The following is a 14,424-nucleotide window of genomic DNA, read 5'->3' on the forward strand; positions in this document are numbered from 1 at the left end:
GTAAGCTTCCGATCCTATAGACCAAAAAAAAAAGATGACTTCCTTAAAAGTTGTCGGAAATCATCTCGAATGCATATACCGACACATGATTAAGGGGGATCACGTATCGCTTACATGAATTATACCTTACAATGTAAGCGCTTTTATGTGATCTTTTTTACACTTTACTCTACTTTCATTGTATCATCGTCCGCCACAGAATATACTTGAACAGTGTGTGTCAACGCATTGACTACCTGGTTGAATATATATAAAATTTGAAGCACTTAGGAAAGAAAGGAGGCGTACACATGGAGCAACTGCTTGACCCTTTTGGGCGAAAGCACGATTACCTGCGCATTTCGGTCACCGACCGTTGTAATTTGCGCTGCGTCTACTGCATGCCTGCCGAGGGAATGGTTTTTCAACCGCATGAAGAAATCATGAGCTACGAAGAAATTGCCGAGACGGTATCGGCTCTTGCTCCGATGGGCCTCCGTAAGATTCGGCTAACCGGCGGAGAACCGCTGGTGCGTAAGGATTTGGAACAACTTGTCGCTATGCTCTCGGCCATTCCGGGCATTGAAGATATTGCATTGACTACGAACGGGATGTTCCTGGCCAAAAAAGCGGAGCTGCTGAAGCAAGCGGGATTGAAGCGGGTGAACATCAGCTTGGATTCGCTGCGACAGGACCGTTTTGCCATGATTACTCGCGGCGGTGAGGTGGAAAAGGTGCTGGAAGGAATCCAGGCCGCCGTCGAGGTTGGCTTCGAGCCAATCAAGCTGAACGTGGTCCTAATGAAAGGAGTCAATGAGGACGAGATCCGTGATTTTCTCGCGCTAACCATTGACCGACCGCTGCATGTGCGCTTTATTGAATACATGCCGATCGGCAGTGCCAGCGAGACCTGGCGCCAAACCTACTTGCCCCTGACGGCCGTGGAAGACGTGTGCCGGGAATCGGGCTGGGAGGTGGAGGCGGTCGAAGGCCCTCGCGGCAACGGGCCGGCGGAAAGCCGCCGGATCGCTGGCGCGGCCGGTACGTTCGGGTTAATTCATCCGGTCAGCGAGCATTTCTGCGACAACTGTAACCGGCTACGCTTGACTGCCGACGGACATATCAAAGCCTGCTTGTATTGGTCGGATGAGCTCCACGTTCGCCCATTTGCGACGGCTGGCGACCGCGATGGCATCCGCTCCTTGTTCCTGAAGGCGTTGGGCGCTAAGCCGAAAAACCATGAAATGGCGTTGGCGCTGGAGCATAAACAGCAGAGCCACACCCCGACGACCCGCCGGATGTCACAGATCGGCGGTTAGTCCGGCAGCAGGCCCGTTTCCAGCCGGATACGGGCCTGCTCGTAATCTTCCGGCTTGTTCATATTAAACGCGCACCACTCCAGGGGGAGGCCCGTCGCTGACGCGAGGGCCTCCCCTTCGATGTATTCGGTGTGCAGCGTTTCCGTCCAAGCCGTCATTTTGAGGCGGCCTGCGCGAAGCTGTGCTTCCAGACCCGGAAGCACGCTACGCCGGTAGGCCGCCAGCAGCGGATGCGCCCGCCCCTCCGTGCGGGCGAGGATCGCCTCCGTCACAGCAAGGCTTGCCGAGGCGGCCTCCGATGAACCTGCCCGGCCACTAGCCAGGGCCTCCGCCGCCTCCGCGCGTTCCAGCAAGGCGCGGAACAAGCCGCGGTTCGCAAACGGCGTATCACAAGCCACCACGAGGTTCCAGAGTGAGGCTGAGCTCTCCAGCCCCGCATGCAGCCCGGCCAGTGGCCCGGCCCCCGGATAATCGTCGGTCACGACTTCTTTGCCGAACCGACCATAGGCCGCCTCGTTGCCTGCCGCAATCACGATTCGCGAAGCTACCGGCTCCAGCTCTCGGATCAGACGTTCCAGCACCGTCAACCCGCCAAGTTCAATAAGCGCCTTATCGCTGCCCATGCGGCTTGATCGTCCTCCGGCTAAAATGATCGCAGTCGTGTTCATCCATTTTCCCCCGATGCATAAATTATGGTAAATCCAAAAAAACTTGGTTTGTATCCCCTTTCACCTGTGTGTTACATTGGGAGCATAGTCACAAGCTTCCTGTTGTGACCACTTGGACCCGGACAGAAAGGAATGGCGCGTTTGCAGGACAAAAGACGACATTCGTCCTTTTCGTTGTTGCCGCTAGGGCTGCTTAACTTTTTCATTTACGGAACCATGGTCATTTTTGCTGCCTTTTTTCAATTATATTTGCAGGACATCGGCATGGACAAGCTCGAAATCGGAAGCCTCATGGCAATCGGACCGTTAATCTCGCTGCTGGCTCACCCGTTCTGGAGGTATCTGGGCGATCAGAGGCAGAATCCTCGCGCTGTTCTGTTGACCATGATGCTGGGCTTGCTCATCATGGGCCACCTGATGTTTAAGGTCAACACTTTTACGATGCTGTATTTAACGATGATTCTATTATATTTCTTCCTAAGCCCGCTGCTCTCTCAAAGCAATACCCTGATCCTCGGATATACCGCGGGGACCGAAAACCAATTCGGAATCTATCGCATTTGGGGCTCGCTCGGGTGGACCTTTATCGCGCTGGCCGCCGGACCGATCATCGACTCTATTGGCCATCACGGGATCTCCCTGCTGTTTAGTGTCACCTTGATGCTGGCGATCGGCGCTACGCTGCTGCTTCCCTCCATTCGGCAAACGTCTCAGACACCTTGGCTTAGTGGCCAAGAAATTCGGCGGGCGCTGCAGAACAAGTACCTGCTCGCTTTTGTCGTGTTCAGCATGCTGGTGGCGATTCCGAACGCGATGAACAGTATTTTCATGCCGCTATTCATGACGGATCTCGGCGGGTCGAAGCTTGCGGTCGGCGGCGCCGTGTTCTTGTCGACGGTTTTTGAATTGTTGGCGTTTATCCTGCTGGATCGTTTCTTGAAGCGCAAATTGTCTTATTTGCTCGCTTGTATCACCATCGTCAGCTTGCTGTTCGCCGTCCGCTGGGATCTGATGTCCGAGGCGACGCATCCGATCCAAATCCTGTTGATTCAACTGCTGCACTCCGTGACGTTTGGCGGATTCTTCTACGTCGGCACCAAGTTGATCACCCTTTTGCTGCCACGCCCGCTGCGATCGGCAGGACAAGCAGTGTATGCATTTGCCGCCAGCGGCCTTGCCGGCGTGATTGCGGGGTTCTGGGGCGGCTGGCTGTTTCAGAATTTCGGTTCGGTCGTCATGTACCGCTCTGGCGTCGCATTAACGCTGATCGGAGCGCTTGGATTCGCCGCGATCTGGTACCAAGTCCGACATCACGGATATTCGCCGAAGATCGGACGCGATGAGCATTAAGGAGGGACGGCTTCTCCGCTCCGTAAAACGAAAGAAAACAATGCCTGATACCGTAACGCCCTCGTTCGCTTACGAGGTAACGCCGGTTGAGGGCATTGTTTTCTTTGCTGCATCTCCAGTGTAAAATATGAAATGCATTCCATAGCAAGATATTTATTTACCTCTCTCGGGGAAGGAGCGGTTTGCCTTGCCGAACATCAAACAGATCGCTGAAGCCGCCGGTGTATCGGTCACCACCGTATCCCGCGTTCTGAACGGACATCCCTACGTCAGCGCGGACAAACGGGCGGCGGTCGAGGATGCCGTTCGCCGGCTTAACTATTCACGGAATATGAACGCTGTACATTTGATCAAAGGCATTACGCAAACCATCGGCGTGATCCTGCCGAACATCAACCATTACTACTTTGCCCGGATCATGGAGGGGATGGCCCAACAAGCCCTGAAATGCAACTATCAGCTGATGCTTTGCCAGACCGACTACCGTCCGAATGAGGAACGGAAGGTACTGGAGATGCTACGCAACAAGCAGATGGACGGGTTGATCATCTGTTCACGGGCGCTTTCGCTCAGCGAGATCGAGACGTATGCCAACTACGGTCCGATCGCGTTATGCGAGCGTGTGAGCGGCCGCAACCTCTCCTCGGTGTATATCGATCATTACGCTAGCTTTCAAACCGCGATCCGCTATTTGTGGGAGCAGGGGCGGCGCCGCATCGCGTTTACGATCAGCCGCCGCAACAGCCCTAGCAGCCGCAGCCGCCTGCAGGCCTATACCGACACGCTCACGGCCTTGGGCGGTCAGGCCCGGGAGGACTGGGTGCTGGACGGCTGCATCGATTGGGAAGACGGCGCCGCCTTGGTGGACCGGCTGCTCGCGATGGAGGAGCGTCCGGACGCCCTGCTCATTACCGGCGACCAGGTTGCCGCCGGCTTCATCCTCACCGCACGCTTGCGCGGGCTGGAAGTGCCAGACGATTTCGCCGTCATCGGTTTTGATAACCAACCGATCTCCGGCTTGCTCGAGATTACGACGATCGATAATCGGTTGTCGGAGATCGGGGAGCGCGCTTTTTCCATCGTTCATACGCAAATCACCTCCGGCGGGGGCAAGCCCGTCTCCGAAGAGCTTGGCTTCCGGTTTATTGAGCGCAGCTCGGTATAAATCAAAGAAAGGAGCCTGCAGATAGCTGCAAGGCTCCTTTTAGGTTACACAGGCACGCACGCGGGCACTGCCGTTAGGGCTGTCAATGCCGACTTACGCTTTCGGCAGCTGGAACGAGCTTTTCAACGAAACGATCAAGTTAAACACCGGGTGTCCGGGCTTAGCGTATTTCGTATCAACGTTAAAATACCCATGCCGGAAAAATTGGAATTTATCCTGCGGCTTCGCATCCTTCATGTTCGGCTCCACGAAGCCGTGAGCAATCGTCAGCGAGTTCGGATTGATGAGATCGAGGAACGTTTTCTCCTCAGCGGTCTCAACAACTGCATCCCCTGCTTCCGTAGGGGCATCGTCTACCAGACCCTCAACCGTTTCTTCCAGCGCCACGTTTGCCGTTTCCTCTGCTTCCTCTTCCAGAATCAGCGGCTCGTACAACCGGAATTCGGCAGGCACCGCCTGAGTCGCTTCCACCCAATGGATCGTGCCCTTGACCTTACGGCCGGTAAAGCCGGTGCCGCTCTTCGTTTCCGGATCATACGTGCAGTGGATCTCCACAACGTTGCCGTCCGAATCCTTGATCACCTCATTGCATTTCACGAAGTAGGCATTTTTAAGACGGACTTCGTTCCCCGGGAACAAGCGGAAATACTTACTTGGCGGATTTTCCATAAAATCATCACGCTCGATGTAAATTTCACGCGAGAACGGAATTTGGCGGCTGCCCATGTCCGGGTTTTCGCTGTTATTTTCCGCCTCAAGCCATTCGACTCGCCCTTCCGGATAATTGGTGATGACCACCTTCAGCGGGTCCAGCACGGCCATCGTGCGTGGAGCTTTCATCTTCAAGTCCTCGCGAATGAAATGCTCCAGCATTTTCGGATCGATGTTACCGAAGTTCTTGGAAATCCCCGTTTCAAAAATGAACGCCTTGATCGCTTCCGGCGTATACCCGCGGCGGCGCAGCCCGGAAATCGTCGGCATACGAGGGTCGTCCCAACCGTCAACGATGCCTTCGTCAACGAGCTTTTTCAGCTTCCGCTTACTGGTCACCGTCTGCGTTAAATTCAGCCGTCCGAATTCGTATTGATGGGAAACGTTCGGCATTTCGGTTTCCGCAATCGTCCAGTCGTAGAACGGGCGTTGATCCTCGAACTCAGTGGAGCACAAGGAGTGGGTCACGCCCTCGATGGCGTCTTCCAGTGGATGGGCAAATGTGTACATCGGATAAATGCACCATTTATCGCCGGTGTTATGATGAGACGCATGTACGATGCGGTAGATGACCGGGTCTCGCAGATTGATGTTCGGCGATGCCATGTCGATTTTGGCGCGCAGCACCTTTTCCCCGTCCTTGAATTCGCCGGCGCGCATCCGTTCGAACAGGTCGAGGTTCTCCTCGATAGAGCGGTCGCGGTATGGGCTGTTTTTACCCGGCTCGGTCAGCGTCCCGCGCAGCTCGCGGATTTGGTCGGCGCTGAGATCATCCACGTAGGCTTTGCCCTTTTTGATCAGCAGCACCGCGCGTTTGTACATCTCCTCAAAATAATCCGACGCAAAATGCAGTTCTTCCCAATCGAAGCCCAGCCATTTGACGTCTTCCTTGATCGAATTGACATACTCTACGTCTTCTTTCACCGGGTTAGTGTCGTCGAATCGCAGGTTGGTGCGTCCGCCAAACTCGTCCGCCAGCGCGAAGTTGATCCAGATCGCTTTGGCATGCCCGATATGTAGATAGCCGTTCGGTTCCGGAGGAAACCGCGTGATGACGGTATCTACCTTGCCGGATTTTAAATCTTCCGAAATGATGTTTTTAATGAAATTGGGAGGGGTAAAGTTGTTCTCCACGGGTAATCAACCTTTCCATTCGAGTTCTTCCCCGATTTTTCTTCTTCTAAATATACCGATATCTTTCGAATAGTTCAATGCCTTAGAACTTCATCCGCTAAACCTTTCGCCACATGAAAATATCGTCGACATATTGGCCATCCAGCCAAAATTCTTCGACCAACCGTCCCTGCTCCACGAATCCGCAGCTTTCATAGAAGGCGACGGCGCCGGGGTTGCTCGCCAGTACGCGCAACGACAGCTTGCGAACGCCCCGTTCTGCCGCCAGTTGCACCAGGGCGTCCATCAACACGCGTCCGATGCCCTGCCGCTGGTACGCCGGGTGAATGGCGATGTTCAGCTCGAGTACATGGGCGTTGCTCGGCAGCGGAGTCGGCGGTTTGAAGCCGATGTAGCCGCCAATCTCTTCGCCGATAACGGCCACGATCTGGTTACCCGGCGGGCTGCTTTGCAGGTATTTCTCCCGCGACTCCCACTCCATTTTTTCCGCGGGGGTATTTTGACGGTCCCAAACCAAGTTGTCGATTTCCATCAAAGCAGCCGCGTCGCGCATTTCGGAGAGACGCGTCTGGATGTCACGAGGATTCATGGTATCCATCCCTTCATCTAATTTAAGATCGTAAGCTCTAGCTAGTTGTCAGGTCGTCAGTCCGGATGGCTCCGGACGGTCATCCCGGTTCATGGCGGCATGTACCAGGAACGAGACGACCGACAGCACCGCAATGCCTACCGCCAACCAAGCAACTGGAACCAATCCGTTCCAGTCGAACAGCAAGCCCATCGCATAAGGGCCGACAACCCGGCCCGCCGCACCCATCCCGCCGACCAAACCGAGGTAGAAGGGGGCTGCTTTCCCTGTCCGATCGGAGATAAACGACGGAATGGCCGGCGAGATCAGCATCTCCCCGAAGGTGGTCAGCACCATCGCAGCCACCATGCTCGGATACGTATGGAAGCCCAATATCGTTGCGTAGCCGAGCATGTAGAATAACGCGCTGGCCGTCATTTGTGCTTGCGGAGAGCCGGCGAACGTGCGTTTCACCCACAAAATAAACGGTTGCCCCACAAAAATCAACAATCCATTCAAAGTCCAAAGAATGCTATAATTCCATTCCGGCATCCCTTGAGAGATCGTAAACGGCGATACGCCGTTATTCCAGATACAATTCCCGAGCCAGAGAAAGAACGATCCGACGCCCATAAACAGGTAGACGGGGTAGATACGCAGCAGCGACCAGACGCTTTGCCCATCCACCGATTTCTTGCGTTTCTGCACGTGCAGCTCGCCTTGGCTTTTTTGAACCTTGTTCAAATAAAACCAGAAAAACAACGCAAATGCAGCCGAAGTCACTCCATTCAAAATAAAGCTGAGGTCATACGAAATCTGCGCCAAAAACCCGCTGATCGCCGTCCCCAACGCCACGCCAATATTATTTGCCACATAGATGACATTAAACAGCTCTCCACGTCGCTCCGCGAAACGAAAGCCAATAAACGCCTGGATTGCCGGCATCGATGTCGCGTTGAAGAAACCAACGAGCAGCATCAGCAGCATGAACAAATGCCAGTTACCGCTCCCGTAAGGCAGCAGCAGCAGGAACAAGGCGTTCATAGCTAGTCCACCCACGATGAGTCGCTTCACGCCTAGTCGGTGATACAGGGCCCCGCCTAGCAACTGACCGGCGATCCCGCCAACCGACATAACCAGAATGACCAGACCGGCATCCGTCACGGTCCGACCTAGCACCTTGAACACAAACATCGTGACCAAAGGCCACATCAACGAACCGCCGGCCGAGCTAATCAAGCTAGCGACCAGAAACACCTTTACTTCCCGCGGATAGGACTGCAGCCATCTCATTGTTTTCTCCCCCTTTGCTGCAAGACATCAGCGTATGTACAAAAAAGGAGAGCCGACAGGGCTCTCCTGCTACCAGATTACAATAGTATCGCCTAAAAGTGTAGGCCAGGCAAGTACATCTATCGCCGCTTTACATCAACAACGGTGGAAAAAAATACCGCCCCGCCGCCCATATCGGCCAAACGGCCCGGAGTTAAGGCATTAGCGCGTGTGCGCGCACCCCCCTCCCGCTGCCACCATAGCCCTTGGCTGACGACCGTACCCGGCAGCATTTTGTCGGTCACGGACGCCTTGACGTCGTAGCTGCCACGGTCGTTCCACACCGTGACTTCATCGCCGTCCGTAATTCCGCGCGCCGCCGCATCTTCGGGGTGAATCTGCAGCAGCGGGCTTTTCTCCAGCGCCGTCAGCTTCTCTACATTGCCGAACGTCGAGTTAAGGAAGCTGTGGTTTGGCGGCGAAACGAACATCAGTGGATACGGCGTATCCTTGCCGGGACGGCGCTCGCCGTCATAACCTTCCACCAGCGGTACATAGGTCGGCAATGGCGGCAGCCCGGCCCGCTCCAGTGTGGCAGAGTATAGCTCAATCTTCCGCGACGACGTCGGCAGATGATCAAGCCAGGTTTGCTGCGGCTCCATGTTCAACTTCACCGCCCGTTGCTCCTTTAACTTCTCCAACTTGACGCCTTCGAGATATGGATTATGCCGGAACTCCAGCGCCTGCCGGATCATATCTTCTTCTGTGTCGCGGAATGCCTCTTCTTTGAAGCCCATCGCCTCCGCAAGCAGCTTGAACGTTTCAACGTTGCTTTTGCTTTCCCCCCTGGGCGCGATGACCGGCTCCTGGAGTTGAATATAATGATGCCAGTAAGAGCTGTATAAGTCCGTATTTTCAAAAGAGGATGTCGCCGGCAGCACGATATCGGCGTATTTCGTCGTGTCCGTCAGAAACAGATCGTGCACGACGGTGAACAAATCTTCCCGCAGAAGGCCCTGCTCTACCTTGCCTGTATCCGGAGCCACCACCGCCGGGTTAGAGCAATAGACGTACAACGCATGGATTGGCGGATCCAACGTCAGCAGCACATCCCCCAACTGGTTCATGCTCACCGTGCGAGCGCCCGGATTCGGTCGCAAGTCGGGACGTTCCAGCGCAGTCGCATTCATCTTGCCGTAAGCGCCGTTAGACTTGAAGGCGCCGCCGCCCGGCACGAGCCATTGCCCAGTAAGCGCCGGCAGGCAGCTGATCGTGCGAACCGTCATGCCGCCGTTGTCGTGATGCTGCAGGCCATTGCCGATATGGATGTAAGCAGGCGAAGTTTCGCCGTACAGGACGGCCAGCTTCACAATGCTCTCCGCCGGTACGCCGGTGATCGCCGCCACACGCTCCGGCGTGTACTGCTTCACATGCTCGCGCAGCTCGGCATGGCCATGCGTGTAGCGTTCTAGGAACGCGTCATCTACCAGGTCACGCTCGAACAGCACATGCATCATCCCAAGCGCCAATGCCCCGTCCGTGCCGGGATGGAGCGGAATAAACCAGTCCGCCCGCTGTCCCGTCCGGTTCCGATGCACGTCGATCACCACAAGCTGCGCGCCTTGCTTGCGGGCTTTTTCGATCAGGGTGATTTGGTGCATGTTCGTGCTGACGAGGTTGCCGCCCCACACGATAATCAACTTCGCCTTGACCGTCTCTTCCGGGCTCGTCCCGCCGCCAAACCCCATCGTATATCTCCACCCCGCGTTGCCTGCGGAGTTGCATATGCCTTGCTGTAGCTGAGTAGCGCCTAAACGGTTGAAGAACCGCCGGTCCATGCCGTCGACACTCAGGATCCCCATGTTACCGTAAAAACTGTACGGCAGGATCGACTCCGGTCCGTGCTCAAGGATCAGCCCCTTGTAGCGTTTAGCGATCTCCTGGACCGCTTCCTCCCAGGTGATGCGTTCAAATTTCCCTTCACCTTTAGCTCCGACACGTTTCAAGGGGTACAGCACCCGCTCGGGATGGTAGACCCGTTCCGCCATATTGCGAACCTTGTTGCAGATCGCGCCTTGCGTTATCGGGTGATCGGGGTTGCCGGTCACCTTAACGATTTTTCCGTTCTCTTTATGGAGCAGCAAGCTGCACGTATCGGGACAATCCAGCGGGCACACCGCGGGAAACACCCCGTTTGGTTCATGGATCATGTTCCACCCCTCCTGTCTGTAGCCTATTGTAAGGAAAAACGGCCCCCGGCGTAAACCCCCGGTGGGAAATTCCATTCGTATGATGGGCGGGTAGGCTCTATAGAAGATGCTGAAGTCCCTGAACGCCTCTTTTCATGATTATCCCTTTCGTTCAGATAGAGCCTGGGGTTAGCTGGTTGAAAGTCAATAATTCTGTGTTATCGCAAAAATTAAGCTTGCACCGAACATGCGTTTGGCATATAATGGAATTAGGGGAACATATATTCTCATTCACTGGGGTGGTTGCTTGAATATGGAGGTTAATATGGATATGATTCATCACCTATTCAATAAACACTATACGAGTGAGCAAGATTGCATGGATGCGCTGGTTGCTGCGAAGTGGCCAACTGGCTTTGTCTGCCCTCGATGCGCTCATACCGGGTGCAGCCACCTAACCTCCCGTCGTATTCCTTTATTTGAATGTGACATCTGTGGGCATCAAACGTCGCCTTTGGTTGGGACCCTTTTTGAGGGAACGCATCTGCCCTTGTTGAAGTGGTTCCAGGCGATAGAGTTGTTTCTGCTTCCTGATGGTATCTCCGCAATGCGGCTGCACCAGGAGATCCGGGTCACCTACAAAACCGCTTGGTTGATGCTGCACAAAATACGCCATGCCGTTAGCGAATTTGATGCCCGTGAACGGTTGAGCGGAGACGTAAAGGTCAACTCCGATCAATATGGGACCAATCCGTCCCGTTGTCAGCATCCCAATCCGTTTGCTACGGCAGTCGTAACTGGTTGTACGGTGACGGAGTCAGGAGATCTGGACCAGATCAAAATTCACCTTTTACTACATAAACGGGGCACTGGGAATAGGGCAACCCGTCATGAACTCGCCGCTTTCATCAACGAGCATGTAGATGTCGAAACATCCACAATTCATGCGTTCCCTCTAGCCTATAAACTGTATTCTCCCTTGCGAAAAGTAGTGAGAGACGCTTGGAGGTCGCTGACGAGTACATATTTAGCTTTGGGACCAAAGTATCTGCAGGCTTATCTAAATGAGTACACCGTACGCCGCAGGTTGCAATTGCCTGGTTCAACGAAGGCAATGCGTCAGCAATTATTAGCTATGTGTGTGGCGACTCCTGCAATTTCTTATTGCCAACTGATCGCACGTCAACCAAAACACCCTTTTGCGATTGCGGCCTGATTGAGACGCTTGAACCTTGAGAGTTGTTTAGACGCGGAACTTCTTTACCCATAAGTTTCATTATCCGTCCGCTGTTCTATCTACTTGTTTCTTTACTATTGCTGCTCTACCTATTCGTTTCTATACCTATTGCTGCTCTATGGATCTGCTTCCTTACGATCTATTTACTCCACCAAGATTATCAGATCCAATTTCTTTGCCTACTGATCCAACGGGATAATCGTGCAAAGGGCCGAAACAACATGTACTGGCCCGGATACCACCCTCCGTGATCTAATACTCTCCCCTTTAGCAAAAAAACTGCTCCTCCAAATGGAGAAGCAGTTAATAAAGCCTGTTGATTGCTTATTCTCGTTATATGGTTTTGCCTACCGTCGCGGACGGAGTTGTTGTTGCATGCTCGGCAGCCGGAGCAGCCGTTTGCCCTTTTTCCTTCAAATAGGCAGCCCAATATGCCGCTCCCACGAAGATGGCGCCGCCGGTCAAGTTGCCCAGCCATACCGGCACAAAGTTCTTCAAATATTCGCCCCAGGAGAAATAGCCCTCAAAAATAGCCGCCGGAATCAGGAACATGTTGGCGACCACGTGCTGGAAGCCGATGGCCACGAAGGCCATTGTCGGAAACCAGATGCCGAGTATTTTGCCGCTCATGTTGTCTGCGCCGTAAGAGAGCCATACCGCCAACGCAACCAGCCAGTTGCAGCCTATGCCAGACACAAATGCTTGCAGGAAGCTATCATCCAGCTTGTGGCCGGCCATATCAACCAGTTTATCGAGATAAGGTCCGCTGGCCGTCAAGCCAACCACATGTCCAAAAAAGTATGCGACGAATAAAGCACCCACAAAATTGCTTAAGGTAATGAGGACGAGGTTCTTGAACATTTCCCCTGTGGAAATTCGCCCCGCCATCCGTGCTAGCGGCACAGCCATCATGTTGCCGGTCAAAAGCTCCCCACCGGCCAAAAGTACGAGAATTAATCCGATAGGGAATACCGCCGCGCCGATGAAGGTTGCGAAACTACCCCACTCTGCCGGAGCGCTGCTGATGACGCGAATATCGAGCAAAAAACCGAGCGCTATAAACGCCCCGCCCAAAAATCCGAGAATAAGTACGGTCAACAAAGGATTATGCGCTTTTTTGATGCCATTTTCTACGGTTACGTCAGCAATTTGCGCAGGTTTATAGTAAGCCATGTTCTAGTCTCCTTTATTAAGTAGATCCGTGTCTATTGTAGCGTGCCGATTAATCTTGGATAAGTAACAAAGATCACGATAACGTTTTCATATGGTGAAATATTTCACACATCTTAAGGAACAGCTGTGATCATGCAATAATAAGAAAGACCCTTCCGATCAAATCGGAAAGGGTCCCTTAAATCTGCGCTGATTACTAGTGCGATGGTACGCTGGTGATGCCGCCCAAGAGCAGCCGCCATACGGCATCGAAATCCGCATCGATCCGCTCATTCGTCCATTGGCGAAAATGTGCGGGATGGTGAAAATGCAGGAACGCCAAGAAGATCGCCCTAGCTGTTTCCCGCGGCTCCAGCGCTTTGAATTCTCCCGCACGGATGCCTCCTTCGATAATCGTGGTAATTTGCCCGATCAAATGGTCCAGGTGGGCTTCGATGATTTCAGCGGCTGCCTCGGTAACGGCCGCATACATGGCAAACATCTCGGGATCGTCGCTGGCATAGGTCCGCTTGCAGCCGATCAGCGTTTGCAGCCATAAACGTAATCGTACGGAGTAGCTCCCGTCCGTACCGTTCGCAATGTCTGCAAGGGGTTCGGCGATGCTTCGCGTCAGCCAACGATCTGTCACAGCTTCGCGAAGCGAGGCTTTGCTGGAGAAATGCCGATACAACGTACCGTGGCTGACCTGCAGCGCACGCGCGACATCCAGCACGGAGGTTTTATCCGGTCCGAAGCGCCTTAGCACCTGCTCTGCGGTGTCCAAAATCTGTTCTTTGCTTAAAGGCAGCTCGTTGCTCATTTCATTCCTCCTCCCCGTTTTTTCCTACTATATCAAAATGGTTCTAAAGTGACAATGATACGATTCTGTCAATTGTGATTCGCCAAAATCAGATGAAGCCGCCATTGACGCGAATCGTTTGTCCTGTAACCCACCCGGATTCCGAACTTGCCAAGAACATGACCACGTTCGTTATGTCCTCCGGTTCAGCCAATCTCCCGAAAGCGTTCATGCTTCCGACGTTTTTGATTTGCTCCGGTGTTTTCCCGGCCGTAAACAGCTCCGTATTCACGGGTCCCGGACCAACCGCGTTAATCGTAATGCCCTTCGGTCCAAGCTCCTTAGCCAATTGGCGCGTCAATTGCTCCACTGCGCCCTTGGTTGCCGTATAAGAGCTGTAAGCCGGAAACATTTGCCCCGTTACGGATGTGGAGAAGTTAATGATGCGTCCCCCCTCGCTCATATGCTTCATAGCTTGCTGGGTGGCGAAAAAGGTACCCTTCACGTTGATGGCGTACTGACGATCAAAGTCCTCTTCCGTGATGTCTTGGAGCGGTTTCGTAATCATAATTCCAGCGTTATTGACCAAAATATCCAATCGACCAAAGATATCCGACGTCTCCTGAAACAGCTTCTCCAAGTCCGGCAACTTGCTGACATCGGCTTGTATGGCGACGGCCTCCCCTCCCTCAGCTTGAATGCCTTTAACGACTTCCTCCGCTTGATCGAGGCGGGTGGCATAGTTGACGACCACCTTCGCCCCGCTGCGGGCCAATTGCTCCGCAATATTCCGGCCCATGCCTCTTGATGCTCCCGTAACCAATGCGACTTTCCCATTCAATAATTGATCCATCATTTAAAATTCCTCCTATATCGTATTG

General features: G+C 53.8%; 12 protein-coding genes. 4 read left to right on the forward strand and 8 right to left on the reverse strand.

What is annotated here, in order from left to right; genetic code table 11:
- Window positions 1-290 precede the first annotated feature (290 nt).
- Window positions 291-1,298, forward strand: coding sequence for a GTP 3',8-cyclase MoaA (moaA, locus tag KJS42_RS05445; RefSeq protein ID WP_213622222.1), 1,008 nt, complete (start codon window positions 291-293; stop codon window positions 1,296-1,298).
- Here moaA and mobA read toward each other — a convergent pair.
- Window positions 1,295-1,966 carry a molybdenum cofactor guanylyltransferase gene (gene mobA, locus KJS42_RS05450; protein WP_213622223.1) on the reverse strand — a complete coding sequence of 224 codons (672 nt, stop codon included), beginning with the start codon at window positions 1,964-1,966 and terminating at the stop codon, window positions 1,295-1,297. The two genes, moaA and mobA, sit on opposite strands and share 4 nt — an antisense overlap.
- A 132-nt stretch (window positions 1,967-2,098) precedes the next feature.
- Here mobA and KJS42_RS05455 point away from each other — a divergent pair, with 132 nt between their 5' ends.
- Entirely contained in the window at window positions 2,099-3,316 is a 1,218-nt protein-coding gene (locus KJS42_RS05455; protein WP_213622224.1) for an MFS transporter, read from the forward strand.
- A gap of 187 nt (window positions 3,317-3,503) precedes the next feature.
- The gene (locus KJS42_RS05460) at window positions 3,504-4,481 is read left to right on the forward strand and encodes a LacI family DNA-binding transcriptional regulator (RefSeq protein ID WP_155607628.1); all 978 of its coding nucleotides are present in this window, start codon (window positions 3,504-3,506) and stop codon (window positions 4,479-4,481) included.
- A gap of 93 nt (window positions 4,482-4,574) precedes the next feature.
- Here the strand turns inward: KJS42_RS05460 and KJS42_RS05465 are convergent, their stop codons facing one another.
- The 4 genes from KJS42_RS05465 to KJS42_RS05480 form a co-directional block, all read right to left on the reverse strand.
- A complete protein-coding gene (locus tag KJS42_RS05465) occupies window positions 4,575-6,326 on the reverse strand; it encodes a glutamine--tRNA ligase/YqeY domain fusion protein (RefSeq protein WP_213622225.1) in 1,752 nt (583 codons plus the stop codon).
- A gap of 97 nt (window positions 6,327-6,423) precedes the next feature.
- The gene (locus KJS42_RS05470) at window positions 6,424-6,915 is read right to left on the reverse strand and encodes a GNAT family N-acetyltransferase (RefSeq protein ID WP_213622226.1); all 492 of its coding nucleotides are present in this window, start codon (window positions 6,913-6,915) and stop codon (window positions 6,424-6,426) included.
- A gap of 48 nt (window positions 6,916-6,963) precedes the next feature.
- Window positions 6,964-8,187 (reverse strand): MFS transporter, encoded by a 1,224-nt coding sequence (locus KJS42_RS05475; RefSeq protein WP_155607626.1) that lies wholly within the window; start codon window positions 8,185-8,187, stop codon window positions 6,964-6,966.
- Between the two features lie 119 nt (window positions 8,188-8,306).
- Window positions 8,307-10,376 carry a molybdopterin-containing oxidoreductase family protein gene (locus KJS42_RS05480; RefSeq protein ID WP_213622227.1) on the reverse strand — a complete coding sequence of 690 codons (2,070 nt, stop codon included), beginning with the start codon at window positions 10,374-10,376 and terminating at the stop codon, window positions 8,307-8,309.
- Between the two features lie 304 nt (window positions 10,377-10,680).
- Between KJS42_RS05480 and KJS42_RS05485 the strand changes: the two genes are divergently transcribed.
- Window positions 10,681-11,571 (forward strand): transposase, encoded by an 891-nt coding sequence (locus tag KJS42_RS05485; RefSeq protein WP_244868392.1) that lies wholly within the window; start codon window positions 10,681-10,683, stop codon window positions 11,569-11,571.
- Between the two features lie 354 nt (window positions 11,572-11,925).
- Here the strand turns inward: KJS42_RS05485 and KJS42_RS05490 are convergent, their stop codons facing one another.
- The 3 genes from KJS42_RS05490 to KJS42_RS05500 all read right to left on the reverse strand — a co-directional run bounded on the left by KJS42_RS05490 (window position 11,926) and on the right by KJS42_RS05500 (window position 14,396).
- On the reverse strand, window positions 11,926-12,765 hold the full coding sequence (locus KJS42_RS05490) for a formate/nitrite transporter family protein (protein WP_213622229.1): 840 nt from the start codon (window positions 12,763-12,765) through the stop codon (window positions 11,926-11,928).
- A gap of 196 nt (window positions 12,766-12,961) precedes the next feature.
- Complete coding sequence (locus KJS42_RS05495) at window positions 12,962-13,564, reverse strand: TetR/AcrR family transcriptional regulator (protein WP_213622230.1); 603 nt, start codon at window positions 13,562-13,564, stop codon at window positions 12,962-12,964.
- A gap of 88 nt (window positions 13,565-13,652) precedes the next feature.
- Window positions 13,653-14,396 carry an SDR family oxidoreductase gene (locus KJS42_RS05500; protein WP_193417152.1) on the reverse strand — a complete coding sequence of 248 codons (744 nt, stop codon included), beginning with the start codon at window positions 14,394-14,396 and terminating at the stop codon, window positions 13,653-13,655.
- Window positions 14,397-14,424 lie beyond the last annotated feature (28 nt).

The organism is Paenibacillus sp. J53TS2 (genome assembly GCF_018403305.1).
In the GTDB taxonomy this organism is placed as follows: domain Bacteria; phylum Bacillota; class Bacilli; order Paenibacillales; family Paenibacillaceae; genus Fontibacillus; species Fontibacillus rhizolycopersici.